This window comes from Methanosphaera sp. (genome assembly GCF_022768985.1).
Classification (GTDB): Archaea; Methanobacteriota; Methanobacteria; order Methanobacteriales; family Methanobacteriaceae; genus Methanosphaera.
The window spans coordinates 21,518-37,079 of sequence record NZ_JALEKL010000003.1 but is presented as its reverse complement, the minus strand read 5'-3'; the positions used below and the strand labels follow the sequence as shown (position 1 = coordinate 37,079).

The 15,562-nt window shown below is 26.4% G+C and carries 15 protein-coding genes; 1 reads left to right on the top strand and 14 read right to left on the bottom strand.

The genetic code is table 11. The features are described from left to right. Nucleotides 1-17: 17 nt before the first annotated feature. The 9 genes from MRZ80_RS01050 to MRZ80_RS01010 form a co-directional block, all read right to left on the bottom strand. A complete protein-coding gene (locus MRZ80_RS01050) occupies nucleotides 18-809 on the bottom strand; it encodes a DUF4013 domain-containing protein (RefSeq protein WP_292535356.1) in 792 nt (263 codons plus the stop codon). Between the two features lie 130 nt (nucleotides 810-939). Then, nucleotides 940-1,737, bottom strand: a complete 798-nt coding sequence (locus tag MRZ80_RS01045) for a DUF4013 domain-containing protein (RefSeq protein ID WP_292535355.1) — start codon at nucleotides 1,735-1,737, stop codon at nucleotides 940-942. A 176-nt stretch (nucleotides 1,738-1,913) separates the two neighbouring features. Next, the gene (locus tag MRZ80_RS01040) at nucleotides 1,914-2,735 is read right to left on the bottom strand and encodes a DUF4013 domain-containing protein (protein ID WP_292535353.1); all 822 of its coding nucleotides are present in this window, start codon (nucleotides 2,733-2,735) and stop codon (nucleotides 1,914-1,916) included. A gap of 196 nt (nucleotides 2,736-2,931) precedes the next feature. Beyond that, a complete protein-coding gene (locus tag MRZ80_RS01035) occupies nucleotides 2,932-3,756 on the bottom strand; it encodes a DUF4013 domain-containing protein (protein ID WP_292535351.1) in 825 nt (274 codons plus the stop codon). Nucleotides 3,757-3,906: 150 nt separating this feature from the next. Then, on the bottom strand, nucleotides 3,907-4,479 hold the full coding sequence (locus MRZ80_RS01030; protein ID WP_292535350.1) for a hypothetical protein: 573 nt from the start codon (nucleotides 4,477-4,479) through the stop codon (nucleotides 3,907-3,909). Between the two features lie 525 nt (nucleotides 4,480-5,004). Continuing rightward, a complete protein-coding gene (locus tag MRZ80_RS01025; protein ID WP_292535349.1) occupies nucleotides 5,005-7,917 on the bottom strand; it encodes a DEAD/DEAH box helicase family protein in 2,913 nt (970 codons plus the stop codon). Between the two features lie 17 nt (nucleotides 7,918-7,934). After that, nucleotides 7,935-9,755 carry a site-specific DNA-methyltransferase gene (locus tag MRZ80_RS01020; protein ID WP_292535347.1) on the bottom strand — a complete coding sequence of 607 codons (1,821 nt, stop codon included), beginning with the start codon at nucleotides 9,753-9,755 and terminating at the stop codon, nucleotides 7,935-7,937. A 196-nt stretch (nucleotides 9,756-9,951) separates the two neighbouring features. Beyond that, entirely contained in the window at nucleotides 9,952-10,776 is an 825-nt protein-coding gene (locus MRZ80_RS01015) for a DUF4013 domain-containing protein (RefSeq protein WP_292535345.1), read from the bottom strand. A 171-nt stretch (nucleotides 10,777-10,947) separates the two neighbouring features. Beyond that, complete coding sequence (locus tag MRZ80_RS01010; RefSeq protein ID WP_292535343.1) at nucleotides 10,948-11,919, bottom strand: DUF4013 domain-containing protein; 972 nt, start codon at nucleotides 11,917-11,919, stop codon at nucleotides 10,948-10,950. 153 nt (nucleotides 11,920-12,072) lie between these two features. On the opposite strand from MRZ80_RS01010, the gene nudC reads away from it, so the two are divergent. Then, nucleotides 12,073-12,948: an NAD(+) diphosphatase gene (nudC, locus tag MRZ80_RS01005; RefSeq protein ID WP_292535342.1), complete on the top strand. Its 876-nt coding sequence runs from the start codon at nucleotides 12,073-12,075 to the stop codon at nucleotides 12,946-12,948. A 372-nt stretch (nucleotides 12,949-13,320) separates the two neighbouring features. On the opposite strand, the gene MRZ80_RS01000 is transcribed toward nudC, so the two are convergent. The 5 genes from MRZ80_RS01000 to MRZ80_RS00980 are packed head-to-tail and all read right to left on the bottom strand — an operon-like array spanning nucleotide 13,321 to nucleotide 15,502. Next, complete coding sequence (locus MRZ80_RS01000; protein ID WP_292535340.1) at nucleotides 13,321-13,542, bottom strand: 50S ribosomal protein L14e; 222 nt, start codon at nucleotides 13,540-13,542, stop codon at nucleotides 13,321-13,323. A gap of 16 nt (nucleotides 13,543-13,558) precedes the next feature. After that, nucleotides 13,559-14,077 carry a (d)CMP kinase gene (gene cmk / locus MRZ80_RS00995; protein ID WP_292535338.1) on the bottom strand — a complete coding sequence of 173 codons (519 nt, stop codon included), beginning with the start codon at nucleotides 14,075-14,077 and terminating at the stop codon, nucleotides 13,559-13,561. After that, nucleotides 14,074-14,343: a 50S ribosomal protein L34e gene (locus MRZ80_RS00990; protein ID WP_292535336.1), complete on the bottom strand. Its 270-nt coding sequence runs from the start codon at nucleotides 14,341-14,343 to the stop codon at nucleotides 14,074-14,076. The genes cmk and MRZ80_RS00990 overlap by 4 nt, the downstream gene beginning before the upstream one ends. 46 nt (nucleotides 14,344-14,389) lie before the next feature. Continuing rightward, nucleotides 14,390-14,929, bottom strand: coding sequence for an EMC3/TMCO1 family protein (locus MRZ80_RS00985; RefSeq protein ID WP_292535334.1), 540 nt, complete (start codon nucleotides 14,927-14,929; stop codon nucleotides 14,390-14,392). Nucleotides 14,930-14,944: 15 nt separating this feature from the next. Then, nucleotides 14,945-15,502, bottom strand: a complete 558-nt coding sequence (locus MRZ80_RS00980) for an adenylate kinase (protein ID WP_292535333.1) — start codon at nucleotides 15,500-15,502, stop codon at nucleotides 14,945-14,947. Nucleotides 15,503-15,562 lie beyond the last annotated feature (60 nt).

Sequence of the window (15,562 nt, the reverse complement as noted above, 5' to 3'; positions counted from 1 at the left end):
AATTTTTTTTTCATATTCTAGTTTGCAAATAATTTACCAATAGATGCATACATCATAAGAATTATGTATGATCCAACGATTGTATCTGCAATAATTCCACCAACATATGGAATCATAGAAACAATACCAAGTACAATTACAGCAACAAATAGTATAATTGCAAGAAGTACCATGAATATAATGTATCTTCCCCATCCAACTGTTGAAATTCTGGATAATACATCTTTAATATTAAGAGCATCCATTATACTTCCAGTTTCTGCAAGTTTTACTATAGATGTTGTTTGTAGTAAATATACAATAATTGCAAGAATTACTCCAACAAATACAACAAATATCATAGAATATGCAAAGCTAACAATTTGACTTGTTGGGATAACATCAACATTTCCAACAGCAAGAAGTTGACTTATGAAACTTATAATTTTATCCCATGATCCTGAAAGATATGTGAATATAAATGTAATTGCAAATGCAACAAGTGAATATACTATTTCAACAACTGCAACTTTTATTCCACCTACTAGATCTGATGTAATATTTTCAGGTAATTGTGTCATGTCATTTGTTGTAACTTCTGTATTATCAATTTGACTTCTTATAACTTTAAGAGAAAAACCCGCACATACTAAAGATACAATAAGTACTATGATTGAAACAATTACTGTTACAACAATATTATCTTCAATTGATGCTAAAGCCATAGAAAATATTGAATTAACAAAACAAATTACCATAATCATAAGCCATGCCATACGATTTTCTGCCGGATATCTTAATGAATCCTTAAATAAATCTACTAAATCCATACTTTTTCACCCCATTATAGTTTGTGTGTTTAGAGTTAATTTATAATAAGTTATTCATATAAGTTTAGATAATAAAAATAGCCATATTAAAAAAAAAGAATAAAAAAAGAGAAGATCAAGATAAAAAAATCTACTCATTATTATATGTGTAAATTTTAGCAATTGATACATTAGTAAATATCAACATAAATGATTTAACAATAGTATCTGCTGCAATATTTCCAACATATGGTATTGAACCCATAACTATGAAGATAAGACCAATAACAACACCTACACATAAAAGTAGTAGAAGATATGAAATATATCCTCCCCATCCAATTGATGAAATTCTACTAAGTATAGATTTTATATCAAATGCATCTAATATTTTTCCAGTTTCTGCAAGTTTTGCTGTTGCAATTGTAGTAAATACATATAATATAATTGCAAAAATTAAACTAATTACCACTATAAGTATTGCTGATGTGAAAAATTCATCAAATAAGCTTGTTGGAATCAATCTAATATCTGCTGTAATGAGAAGTTGTGATATAAAACTTATAACACTACCTTCTGCCCCTGTAATATATGAAATTATAGCAACTACTACTGCAAAAATAAGGAAGTATACCATTTCAACAACTAAAACTTTTAAACCACAGATAAAATCATCTTTAAGATTTCCAATTAATTTATCTTTAGTTGCCACTTTAATTTCAGATCCATTAATTTGACTTTTAAGAACTTTCAAACAAAAACCTGCAATCATAAGCGTTATAATAAATGACATTAATGCAATAATAGATGATAATATCATATTTGTTGTAACTTTAGATACTATATCAAGCAATGATGATAAAAAACATAAAATTGCAACAATTATCCATACTTTGTAGTTGTCTGCCGGATATTTTAATGATTTTTTAAATAAACCTACTAAATTCATGATTTTTAATCTTCCTCCTTTAAATTTTTAAATTATAAATCCCTTTCTAGTTAATATTTTTTTAAATAATCATGTAATATATGTTTTATAAATTATCTCCCAAAAAAAAACAAGTCCATTTAGAAAAATTAGAATAAAATAAAAAAAAAGATGGTGAGGGGGGAGAATTATATTTTTCAATTATCTGTATATACCATTCCAATAGCTGTATATGTAAATATAACAATAAAAGTTTCAAAAACTGTTGCCCCAATAATTACACCTACTACTGGAATTTTTGATAAAAGCTCACCAACAACTCCAAGAACAATAAGAGTAAGTGATGAAAATATCCAAAATCCAAAGTATTTCATCCAACCAATAGATGATATTCTAGAATGCACATCTCTAATTTTAATTGCCTCTCTAATACTTCCAGTCTGTGCAAGAACTCCATATGCAGCATAGGTAAGTAAGTTAAAAAGAATATACAATAAAGCTGCCAGTGCACATAAAACAAAGAGTGAAGATATAAGAGATGATGTAACATCTGATGGTATTGAATTAAATATAGATGAAATAGTTACAGCATTAGTTGTTAAATTTATTGCATCATCAAGATAACCTAGGAATATGAAAAGCTTTTCAAATGTTCCTGTTATAAATCCTACCACTATAACAATTACAGCCGGCACAATATTATAAAATACTCTGACAATTGTAATTTTAATACCATCAACAAAGTCCTCAAGAATCATTGCAGGTAAAGTTTTAAGTGTTACAGTTAGACTTTCACCAACAATATGATGTTTTAATATCTTTAATGCAAATCCCTTAATTACAAATGTTGCAATCAATGTTAAAATTAAAAATATGAAAAATTGTAATATATCATCAGTTTTCATAGTATATGCAATAAGTAATGAATTAATAAAACTCAGCATTGCATCAACAAGTAATATTTTAGGATTTTTAAATGGAAACTTTAAAGAATCATTAATTATATTTGACAATCCCATCTATTATTTCACCTCCATATCATTAAATCAATTAATATATTATATTACTTAAAATATTTAATAGTTTACAATATTAAAATGGAAAATTTCTAAAATAATAGGTATGAGGAAACTTTCATAGAAAAAATAAGGAATTTTGAGTTTAATAATTTAAAAAAAAAATAAAAAAAAGGGAAGGTTTATATTATTAGTTTATTTATTCTGTATAAATTTTACCTAAAGCAACATATACAAACATCATAATGAATGATTCTACAATTGTTGCTGCAATAATATTACCTACTGCAGGAATTAATGCTACGATACCACTAATAATATCGAGAATTATCAATACAATAATAAAGATTATACAAAATACTACAAATTTACCAATACCAATTTCTGATATTTTTTTGCATACTTCAGGAACATTTAATGCTGCAACTATTGAATCTGTTTCTGCAAATCTACCAATAGCAACATATGAAATAACTGCTGTAATTATTATAAGAATAACTCCAATAACTGCTACTATAAATGATGCTGTCATAACATTTGCTAAAACATCTGTAGGTATAGTGTTAATTACAGCGTTTATATTAAATGCAGCTGGATTTGCTTGGTATGCATTAATAAAGTATGATGAAAATTGTGTAACTTTATCAAAGAATCCAAGTAGGTATGATATAATTGCCATGATTATTCCATATACAAGTAAGTATACTAAACCAATAACTGCTAATTTGAAACCGTTAATAAGATCTGCTACAAGGTTTGTTGGAAGTTCATTCATATCAAGTGATGTAACTTCTGATCCTACGATCTGTTTTTTAGCAAATTTTAAAGCATAACCTTCTGTTATGAGTAATATAACTAAGCTAATAACTGAAAAGATTACTCCCACTACTGCATTATCTGCACTACTTCCAATTACTACTGAAACAAGTGATGATACAAAGAATAATATTGCCATCATGATCCATTCAACGTAGTTATCTACTGGGTATTGTAGTGAATCTTTAATAATATCTACTATATCCATTGTCTTTTTCACCCCTTTTAAATTTATATTACTTATAGATATGTACTTTTTAATAAATACTTTTAGTTACAATTTTAATCTAGAATAAAACTTATAAGAGAACATAAAAATAGGAAAATACAAACTATTTTTTTAAAGATAGTAAATAGATTAATTATCATTGTATCTTTCTTCTAATTCTTTTTCTAATTTTCTTTCAAATAAATATTTGACTCTTTTAACCATTTTTTGATGGGAATTCCAAGTTCTATATTTAAAATTACATTCTATACAATTCCAAGTATACCATAATAAATGTTTTGAATATTCAAGTTTTGTTCCACATTTTGGACATCGGGGTGTATCTTCCACATTGAAATGATTAAGAATTTGATATAATGAAGGATGATCATCATAATCTGATGAAATACTTATATCCCAACATAATCCATTATAATTATATCTACATATAGTAGTAAAACCACAATGAACAATTCGAAATGGTAATGTACCTTCTTTCATTTTTGATTTTATTACTACAATAATTAGCATTGCAATGAATGGAATAAAAAAGATAATATAAATATACCATGATATGCTTTTTAAATACTCATAAAAAGTCATATTATTAAATATTGAACTAAAATATGCATATAAAAATGGAATTAGTCCAATTATAAAAGATATGGCTCCTTCAACAATATTATTTAAAATGATTTTAACTAGATTATCTTTATTAATCATATTAGACCTGTTCTCCCTTCTTCATACAAAAGATCTACTGAATCATATTCTAATGTTTTTTTAAATTCTTGATTAGTGTTTATCTTATTGTAAAATTTCTTATTACTTTGGAAAATATTTACTAACTGTTTATCTAATAATTTATCAAATATTACTGATACAGTCTCTTTTGAATTATGTTCTATTTTCTATGGGTAACTATCCATTATTTATACCAGGTAATTCTGCCCATAATATTCCATTAAATCTAAGTTCTACTTCAGCAACAACTTCTTATTTATCTTTTTTTTTTCTAATTACAATTATAAGGTGGATTTAAAATCATATAATTAAATTTATCAGATATCGATCATTAAATAATGTTGGTTAAGGGTCTTTAATATTTATCTGCTCCTTCTCCTTTCATTTTTTATACTAATAATCATCAGCATATAATTTTCCTAATTAATCTATATTAACCTAATAATTATATTTTCTTTTTAAAGTTTTCATATGAATCAGATTCGGTGAATTTAATATCATTATCTAATGCCTCAAAGTGTTTTTACCACATTTAATTTTATCAGATTCTAAAGGTCTATTTCCTAAGTATTCAATTGTTCCTTTTGTTTCAACAACAAAATACATTTTTTCCTCACCTTCTTCACCTAACATCACTGCCCAATCAGGATTATAATTACCAACTGGTGTTTTTATTTTAAACCATCCTGGAAGTTTAGCAAAGAATTTAACTTCAGGATCATGATCTAATCTCTCAGCAAAACATTTTTCAACTTCACTATCATAGATAATATAATCATAAACAGAATGCTCAGTTTTAACAAGATTTTTTTCTAGATATCCAAATAATTCTTCATTTTTGAATAACTCCTGTGAATAAGATTCACCTGTTTTTGTATATTTGATACCATCAACAATTAACTCACCCAAGACTTTATTAATTAATTTTGCAGTTTGTTGCATGTATTCTTGAGGATTTATCTTAAATTGATCTAAAGTTTCACTATCTTTTAATATTCTAACAATTGTCCTTCTAGTTAAATCTGTTTCATTTTGTAAATATTTGACAATATCTGGAAGAGCTATTTCTTCATCTTCATATATTTCTGAAGTTATAAATCCATTTTTATCACAATTAACTCCAGATGATTCAATAGTTAAACCACTTTTGGTATAAATTAATTTTGGAGGTTGTATATCTAACTTTTCTTTCATTACTTTTATTGCTTTTGAAACTAGTTCATCAGTGTCATAGTCAACAGAATATGTTGTTTTATGTTTAATTTTATCCCATAATAATTTAAATTCTTCATTATCAAATACACTTTCTTTAAGTTTAACTTGACGACGTTTAGTAGCAGCATTTTGTATTTTAAGACCTTTGGTTGATTTTTCAACAACTTTAACAATCTCTTCTTTAATATCTTCATATTCATCAGGTACATCAACAGTATTATCTCTTACAGCAACTTTAAGTGCATCTTGTATTTTACCTTTTGAGTCAACATATTTTTTAAGTTTAAAGTGATTGAAAATTAATTGTGAGTATTGTTTTCCTAGTGGCTCTTTATTTCCTTTTTTATTTATCCTATGAATATGTGCAAACGCATCTTTTTCAATTATGCCAAATTTAATTCCAGTTTCATCTGCAATTTCTTTTTGAAGATTATGTGCAAATTCTTCATAAGACTCATTAGCCATAATAGTTAATGTATTTACTGTTTTATCATGAACACGTTCACCATCTTGGTTTACACAAAGTCTTAAACCTCGACCAATTTCTTGACGTTTTTTCATAGTTGATTTAGTTTCATTTAATGTACAAATTTGGAAGACATTTGGATTATCCCATCCTTCTCTTAAAGCAGAATGTGAAAAAATAAATTTTAATTTAGTATCAAAACTTAAAAGTTTTTCTTTATCTTTCATGATTAATTCATATGCATAATTATCAGCATCTGCCTTTCCAGTTTTTGTTTCTTTAAATTTATCTTTATTTTTTCCCTTACGATCTTGTGAGAAATATCCTTTATGAACTTCATGAGCTTCTAAATCTAAATCAATATCTAAATCTAGGTAATTATATAATGTTGAATATTTATGTTTCTTTACAAGTTTTTTATATTCTTCTTCAAATATATCTGCATAAATTCCATTAGACCATGTATTATCAGGATTATATTTACGATATTTATCCACACTATCAATAAAGAACAAACTTAATACTTTAATCTTTTTACCAGCTCTTGCAAATCTAAGTTCTTTATCTAAGTGTTCTTCAATTGTTTTACGAATTTGTGCTCTTTTAATTGTCAAATCATCAAAATCTCCAATAATTTGACCTTTTATTAATTTTTCATCTATTGGACTAAATTTAATAAATTCATTTCCTTCTTCACAACTAATTTCACTAACAATATAACTATTATAAATTTCTCGTTTACTTAGTTCTGATAAATCATTTCCTTTTCTTACATTAACTGTTTTTCTTTTTATAGAACCTCCTACATTAGCATCAATTTTAATCTTTGCTGATATTGGAGAACCTGGTTTATTATTAGTTGAAATTAATTCCACATATGCTTTATTGTGTTGACCTTCAGATACTAAACTTGCTACTTCGATCTGTTTTACAAGTTCCATTTCAGATGCATCAACTGCATCAAGTTTATAAATAAGATTTTGTATTTCTTTATGTGTTGCAGAATATCTTAATGTACACAGTGGATTTAAGGATGAAACAGCTTTTTCACCTTTACCGCCCATAACTGATTGAGGTTCATCAATAATAACAACTGGATTAGTTTTAGCAATTAAATCAATAGGTTTATATCCATTTAATTTATCTTGTTCCCTGTGAATAATATTTGCTTTATTTTCCTTAGAAGGATCCTTAAAACTTTTATTAAAAGCATCTATATTAATTATCATTATTTGAATATTAGAACTAACTACAAATTTACGCACCTGTTCTAATTTAGATGAATCATAAATAAAATAGTCATAGATAACATTATTATATAATCCTTTAAAGTGTTCTTTTGTAATTTCAAGGGTTTTATTAACTCCTTCTTTAATAGCGATATTTGGAACAACAATAATAAATTTTGTAAAATTATATTTTTTATTTAGTTCGAAAATTGTTTTAAGATAAACATAGGTTTTACCAGTACCTGTTTCCATTTCAATATTAAAATCTAAACTTGGAAGTGTTTCAGAAGGGGCTAGTTTATGATAAGATTGTACTCTCCTTAAGTTTTCTAAGATATCTTCATTTGAAATATCAATTTTATTTCCAATACCTTGTCTTGAATATAAAGTAAATATATTTGAAACATTAAAATATTGATGCATGGAATTTTGACCTTTAAATAGGTCAACAACTGCATCTACAGCTTCGGTTTGATAATCAAGATTAGAATCAAATTTAAACTTCATTATTATCCCCCTTTTTTTTATATTGTTATGAACTCATCAATATTATTGGTTTTTAATATTTCTTTAATATTAGTTTTAATTGCATCAGAAGCAAATCCGCTGTCTTTAAAAACAACTCGTGATATTGAATCATTTTTAGTTAAATTAATAACATCATAAGCAATTTCTTTAGTTATATTATCATCAAGACATATTATTAATTCACCCGAACCAACTGAATAAATTTTACCATATTGTTCAATTGGATATGTTAATTCAATTCCATATTTTATCATTATTTCATAAATTAAGTCTTTATCAGATCTTCCTTCTTTGATTTGGTCAATAATTAAAGATTTTTGAATATTATTATAATCAGGATCCCATTTTTCTAAATTAGAAGAATCAAGTTTGAAAACTTTAAAACCAATATCTAAATCTTCATTTCCAGATTCTTCAATAATTTTCTCACCAGCTCTTCTGATACGTTCCTTTGCAATTTCACAAATATCCATATACCCTTCTTTATATGCTTCTGTTTTTTTATCAGTTGGTTCTGGTATTTGAACCATTATAAATTTATAATTCTTATTTTCATTAGAATTAGCTTTGATAACTGCATGTGCTGTTGTAGACGATCCGGAAAAGAAATCTAAGACTATATCATTTTCTTTAAAATTACAATATTCAATCATTAATTCAATAAGTTCAATAGGTTTAGGATGATCAAAAATTGAGTCATTAACTTCAGGGAATAATTGTTTTATTAATTTAGTTCCACTACTTGTTGTTCCAGCTTCATCCCACCACGTGCTTATTTTTTTTACTTTATCTTTTAAATCAGACAAATAAGTTTTTTGATATAAATTATTATTTTTTTTGATAACTTTTCCCTCATTATATAATTTAGTCATAGTTTTTTCAGAAAATCTAAAATAACCTTCAACTCCTAAAAAATTATAATATGGATTACCTTTTCTTGCACCACCAGGACCACTTACTGGATTTAAAGAGTAAGGTCCTTTACCATCATTATCATCTTTATTGAAACGTTTAAAATCATCTTCAGTCTTTTTAACACCATATTCTGATCTTGTTTCATGTATAATTGACTTGTTTTTTGCATAAAATAGTTGATAATTATGATTTTCGGAAATTATTTTATCATTTGAAATTCCTCCTCGGGATTTTTGACATATTGTAGTAATAAAATTATCTTCACCAAAAATTTCATCACATATTTTTTTAAGATTATCTTTTTCGTTATCATCTATACTTATAAATATAATTCCTTCATCAGACAATAAGTTTCTCGCTAATTTTAAACGAGGATACATCATATTAAGCCAATTTGAATGAAAACGACCCATAGTTTCAGTATTTGTAGATACTTTATTCCTGTCCTTAATTTGAGATGTTAATTTTAAGTAATTATCCAGATTATCATCATAATTATCCATATAAACAAATTCATTACCTGTATTATATGGAGGATCAATATAAATCATTTTTATTTTATTATTATAACTTTTTTGAAGTAATTTGAGAACTTCTAGATTATCTCCTTCAATATATAAATTTTGTGTTGTATCCCAATCTTTAGATTCTTCTTCACATGGTCTTAATGTTCCTGTTGATTGTTTTTGTGATTCACGAATAGCTTGTGTTTTACCAGGCCAAGTAAAACTATACTTTTCTTTTGAATCATCAACAAATTCACCTAAATTACATTTTAATTTATCAAAATCAATTTTATTTTCTGTGAAAATATCTGGAAATATTTCTTTAAGTTTTTGAATATTATCTGAAACAATATTTTTACTTTCACCTGTTAATTTAATTTCCTCCAAAATGTTCACCCTTTTAAATTTATCAAATTTTTTTAATATTATTTTAATTTATGTAATTTATCATTATAATAATATATAAAAAAAAATAGAAGGGATAGATAATTTTTTAAAAAAAGAATATGATTGCTGAGAATAATTTAAATAATATAAAAATAAGAAAGAATTAGTTTTAAAAAAAATAAAGGTAAAAGGAAAAATTATACCACTAATAAGCATCAGCATATAATTTTCCTATTGCAACGTATGTAAATACTGATGTAAATGATGTTACTATTGTTGCTGCAAGTATACTACCTACACCTGGAATCATTTCAACAATACCAGAAACTAATGCAAGTATTACTAACATAACAGCAAGAAGTACTATGAATACAAAGTATTTTACAACTCCTATATCACCAATTTTATGTGCTACATCAATAAAGTTTAATGAAGCTAAAACATCACCAGTTTCAGCTAACTTTGCACATGCAATAGCATCAAGTAATCCAAATACTACTAAAAGTACAACTCCCACTACTGCAATAAATACAAATGATGAAAGAAGATTTGTCATCATATCAGCAGGCATAGTGCTAATTACATCTGCAACATTTGCACTAGCTCCAGCTTTTGCTAAAGCATCAGATACATATAATATACTGTTGCATATTTTATCAATTGAACCACTAAGATATCCAAGAATTGTTATGATAATTGTAGGAATTATAAAGTATACAATATTTACAATTAATAATTTAATACCATTTATGAAGTCATCTACAACATTTGTTGCAAGATCAACAACATTTACAGTTGTAACTTCAGAACCATCAATTTGGTTTCTTACAAGCTTTAAACAGTATCCCATAACTATAACTTCAACTATAAGGTTGATAATTAAGATAATTGCCTGACCTACTTCTCCAACATTATTTGAAACCACTGTTAGTACACTTGTAATGAAGAATAATACAGCCATCATTGCCCATATAAATGGATTATCTAATGAAAATTTCAAAGAATCCTTAATTATATCTGCTACATCCATACTTTTTCACCTCTTATTTATTAAATTATATAAAATTATGATTATTTATTTTTAGATTTTATGTATTTAAACTTTATGTATAATAAAAGAGTATGAAAGATTACTAAAAATTTAGGATACTTCTATAAAAAAAAATAAAAAAAGAATTATGGTGGTTAAATTATTTAATTTTTAGTATTGGTTGTTAAAATACACTGTATCATCATCTTGTTGAATAATATCATTATCATACTGTGCTTGTTGTACTTGCTGTGGTTGTTGTGGCTGTTGTGATTGTGGTTGTTGTTTATTTCTATATTCAGCATATAATGTACCAATAGCTGTGTATATAAATATACTACTAAATGTATCAATAATAACAACAGAAATAATTGTACCAACAACTGGAATTAATTCACCAATAAAGCCTGATATAAACGTAATAATAACTGTAATTAATGTAAGTAACACGTAAAATCCAAGATATCTAAATATTTCAATTTCTTTAATTGTTCTGCATACATCAACAATATTTAATGCATCGCCTAAACTACCAGTGTCTGCAAGTTTTGCTGTTGCAATATATAATAATAATGAATATAATATTAAAAGAATAATTCCAACAATGAAAAGTATCATAAATGAACCAGCAAAGTTCATAAGAATATCCTCAGGTATTGAATTTATAAATGCTGTTGAATCTGCAAATGCTGCTACATTTTCCATGTATGGAATAATTTTAGCAAAAGCATCAAATGCACCAGTAATAAATGCAACAATTGCAAATATAATAAATGCAATAAACATGTAAACTACATCTAATACTAAGTATTTTATACCACTAATAAGATCATCTTTAATATTTCCAATAAGTTGATCAGCTTTACTTCCAGTCATTGGATTTGAATTCTTATTTTCAAGATCAATTGTAATTTCAGATCCATCTATCTGATTTTTAATAACTTTCAAATAATAACCTGAACTTATAATAGATGCAAGCATCATAAGAAGTGAAAATACTATAACAACAATTCCATTATCAAATTTTAATGAAATAAGTGATGAAATAGATGAAACAAGTGCAATAACTGCTGCCATTATCCATACTGAATGATTTTCAAATGGAAATTTTAAAGATTTCTTAAAAATATCTGTTAAATCCATGGTTTTTCTTCCTCCCTTTAAATTTTATAGTTATAATATTTTTATATCTATAATAACTATTATTTTTTATTTAAATAATAAATAAACTATTCCTTAAATATTATATAAAATGTATGTAATTTTTATGGTATATGAATTATATAACTATGTGATATGTTAAGAAATACATTATATGATAATTATGAGATAGATTTTAGTGATGATTATAGTAAATATGAAAAAGCTTATGCATTTATTATAGATCAAAACCGTAACTTCTACTTAAATAGTGAAGATGATATAGAAATAGTAGATGTTAAAGAATTAGAAGAAGTATGTGATGTAAACTTCATACTCTACATAGGACAATACAAAGATGAACCATGTCTTGTTGCAAATATAAATAGTAAAACAGAAAAATGTGGAGTATTTAGTGTTAATGAAGCATATAACAAAAAACGTGTAAATGATTACTTCACACCACTTATTAATATCTATGATCTTAATGAGGACTTATACTATGTAGCATCACGTGCTGCACTTATAAATGACTGGTATATACGCAACCAGTACTGTGGTGGATGTGGATGTAAAACTGTTGTTGATGATGTAGATATGATGATGAAATGTCCAGAATGTGGACAGATGCACTATCCTATGATGGCACCAGCAATCATTGTAACAATAAATAATAATGATAAACTACTAATGGCAAAACACAGCTATCATCATACAGATGCATATGCACTTATTGCAGGATATGTTGAAATTGGTGAATCAATAGAACAAACAGTTGCACGTGAAGTTAAAGAAGAAGTTGGTCTTGAAGTTGAAAATATCCAGTATGTTACAAGTCAAGCATGGCCATTTCCAAACTCTCTTATGCTAGGATTTACTGCTGATTATAAATCTGGTGAAATTAAAGTTGATGGTAATGAAATTGTTGATGCTAAATGGTTTGATGTAGAAAAAATCAGAGAACCTAAATCTGATATTAGCATATCATCATTTTTAATTAAGAAATTTATAGCAGAACATTCAAAACAATAAAAATTTGGGGTAATGTGTAAAAAATCTAGGATAATTATCAACACCCCAAAACTTTTCTTTTTTTTTACTTATTTTTAAAATAATTAATATATTCCTTATAAATTATATACATTTTAATTAAAACTAGATGTAAATATATTAAAAATAAAATGTAATTTTATTAAATAATTAAAACATACACCTCATAAATAATAGAGGATCGATAAATTTCTAAATAAAAAATAGTTAATCTACATGAGAAGATAATAATTTATAAAAACTAGATAAAAATTAACTTAAAAATTCAATAATCAAAAAAAAATCTACATAAAAAAAAATAAAAATAAATGGGGGTTAAAAAAATAAAGTGAGTAATAAAAAGAAACTCTAAACTTATAAGTTTGCTAAAGCTTCTTTAACTGCTTCAATATCATCTGATACTTCTACAGTTTCATCCACTGGTTCTAAGTGTTTGATGTTACATCTTTTATTTTTAACGTTAACTCCTGCAATTTCTACGAAGTTTTCATCAATAACATCTACAATAACACATTTTTCTCCAGTTTCTCTTCCTGCGATTTTAACACATACTCTTCCTTTTTCTATTGCTGGCATTCATATCACCTATACTTTATTTTCTATTAATACAATTTTGTAAAATTTCAACTGTTAACTTTTCATCAAAAGTATGAGTATTAACAATAAGATCATAAATATCTAAATTGTCAATATCAATACCATGAATTTCCATATATCTTTTTCTTTCACTAGCTGTTCTTTCTTCCATCTCGGAAATTACAACGTCAAGATCTTTGTCTTCTCTGTAACTAATACGTTGTGCACGAATGTTATCTGGAGCCATAAGCCAAAACTTGTAATCAGCATCTACAAAAAAAGCAGAAATTCTACCTTCAACAATCAAGTTATCAGAATTATTTGCTATTTCAGCTTGTCTTTTATCTAAAGCCTTATCAATATCATCATTACCCTCAGCAAACTCACTAAATTCTAGTAAAGTCATACCACTTTCTGCAGCCATCTGTCTGAAAACATCACCTGCAGAGATATAAGGTATGTCTAAACACTCTGATAAATTCTTAGCAGCAGTGCTTGTACCAGTTCCTGCAAGTCCACCAATAGTAATAATCATAATGATCTTGCCTCTTCTTTAACTAATTTTTTTGTACAGTTAGTACAGTACATTCCACCGTATGGTCTGTTTGGTCTTCTCTGGTTTTTAGATAATTTTTTAATCTCATAAGCTCTTCCTCTAGGAACAGCATCTAAAACTTTTCCACATTTAGCACAAACATGTTTGGAAGGTTTTTTCTTTTTGTAATGAGTAATTTTTCTTCCACCAGGAGCAACTTTTGATACTCTTTTAAATGTTGAATTTCTAAATCTTGGTGCTGGCATAAATAATCCTCCTTTTTAATTTTTTCTTTTAAACGTCTTTATATATTTAATTTGTTGTATTTAATCCAAACAATCTTCTGAATATGAAACTCATTGTAAATGATACAAGTAAGTACCATCCAAAGAAGTTAATTGTTAATGGATTTGCCTGAGTCCAGAAAATGTTCCATATAGGAATTAACAATAAGTAATACTGTGGTGCTGCAATATTAATTACAACATGACTTATTGTGTGATTGAAAATCATACCATAATAAATAATTAATATAGGAATCATTGTAAGAATAGTTGGTTTCATCTGCATCTTCATTAATTCCGTATTTTTTGGTAGAAGTTCCATCTGTTTTTTCTGAACTTTAGCTAATGCTTTTGGATCCCCTGAACTTTGAGCTGCTCTCATTTCATCTTGTAGTTGTTTCATCTCATCTTGAAGCTCATGCATCTTATCATAATCAATCAATATTTTCTGGAATACAACAATAATAAATGAAATTATTGCTGCAATAAGAAATATTGTAAAGATAGGATTTGATGGTGTTGCATCAAGACTCATTAAAGGAGTTAAGATAAAATCTAAATAATTCATAACTAATCCCTATATTTATGATAATATATCAACTATATCAGATACAGCTTTTTCTAATCCATTATCATTATTTTGAACAATTGCTACAGTACATCCTGTTTGTACAGCATAAGCCATAGCTGTTGCTCTTGACATTTTCTGATGTAAATCAATATCATCAGTATATTCAACATCACGTACACGTGATTCGTCATTTAATCTTCTGAAAATAATTTCACTAGGTTCAGCTTCAACTAATATAAACTGATTAGGTTGTAACTGATCTAATACCCAAACAGGTAATCCTGGAAGGAAACCTTTAGGTGTTTTTATAGTACAGTGTGTATCAATGATAACATTATCATCCTGAGCCATTTCATGGATTTTCTCAGCTGCTTGTTTTTGTACATCTTTTTGAATTGAAGGATCTAATTTACGCATATCATCACGTGTTTCAACTAATCCTTTTTCAGATGCAATATCAAACATAACATTACCATAGTTGATATTTACATAATCAACTTGTTCTAATACTTCATTTAATACTGTTGTACTACCAGTACCAGGAATTCCTGCAAGTACTACTATGTTCATTATAATCACTTCAAATTTAATTTTATAATATTTATTGATAATTCGATATTTCAAACTATA

Excerpts from the sequence above, each read along its gene's own strand:
- MRZ80_RS01025 (WP_292535349.1), bottom strand. The coding sequence starts at position 7,917 with ATGAAGTTTAAATTTGATTCTAATCTTGATTATCAAACCGAAGCTGTA.
- MRZ80_RS01010 (WP_292535343.1), bottom strand. The coding sequence starts at position 11,919 with ATGGATTTAACAGATATTTTTAAGAAATCTTTAAAATTTCCATTTGAA.
- MRZ80_RS00985 (WP_292535334.1), bottom strand. The coding sequence starts at position 14,929 with ATGAATTATTTAGATTTTATCTTAACTCCTTTAATGAGTCTTGATGCA.
- MRZ80_RS00980 (WP_292535333.1), bottom strand. The coding sequence starts at position 15,502 with ATGAACATAGTAGTACTTGCAGGAATTCCTGGTACTGGTAGTACAACA.
- nudC (WP_292535342.1), top strand. The coding sequence starts at position 12,073 with ATGTTAAGAAATACATTATATGATAATTATGAGATAGATTTTAGTGAT.
- MRZ80_RS01045 (WP_292535355.1), bottom strand. The coding sequence starts at position 1,737 with ATGAATTTAGTAGGTTTATTTAAAAAATCATTAAAATATCCGGCAGAC.
- MRZ80_RS00990 (WP_292535336.1), bottom strand. The coding sequence starts at position 14,343 with ATGCCAGCACCAAGATTTAGAAATTCAACATTTAAAAGAGTATCAAAA.
- MRZ80_RS01000 (WP_292535340.1), bottom strand. The coding sequence starts at position 13,542 with ATGCCAGCAATAGAAAAAGGAAGAGTATGTGTTAAAATCGCAGGAAGA.
- MRZ80_RS01050 (WP_292535356.1), bottom strand. The coding sequence starts at position 809 with ATGGATTTAGTAGATTTATTTAAGGATTCATTAAGATATCCGGCAGAA.
- MRZ80_RS01030 (WP_292535350.1), bottom strand. The coding sequence starts at position 4,479 with ATGATTAATAAAGATAATCTAGTTAAAATCATTTTAAATAATATTGTT.
- cmk (WP_292535338.1), bottom strand. The coding sequence starts at position 14,077 with ATGATTATTACTATTGGTGGACTTGCAGGAACTGGTACAAGCACTGCT.
- MRZ80_RS01015 (WP_292535345.1), bottom strand. The coding sequence starts at position 10,776 with ATGGATGTAGCAGATATAATTAAGGATTCTTTGAAATTTTCATTAGAT.
- MRZ80_RS01035 (WP_292535351.1), bottom strand. The coding sequence starts at position 3,756 with ATGGATATAGTAGATATTATTAAAGATTCACTACAATACCCAGTAGAT.
- MRZ80_RS01040 (WP_292535353.1), bottom strand. The coding sequence starts at position 2,735 with ATGGGATTGTCAAATATAATTAATGATTCTTTAAAGTTTCCATTTAAA.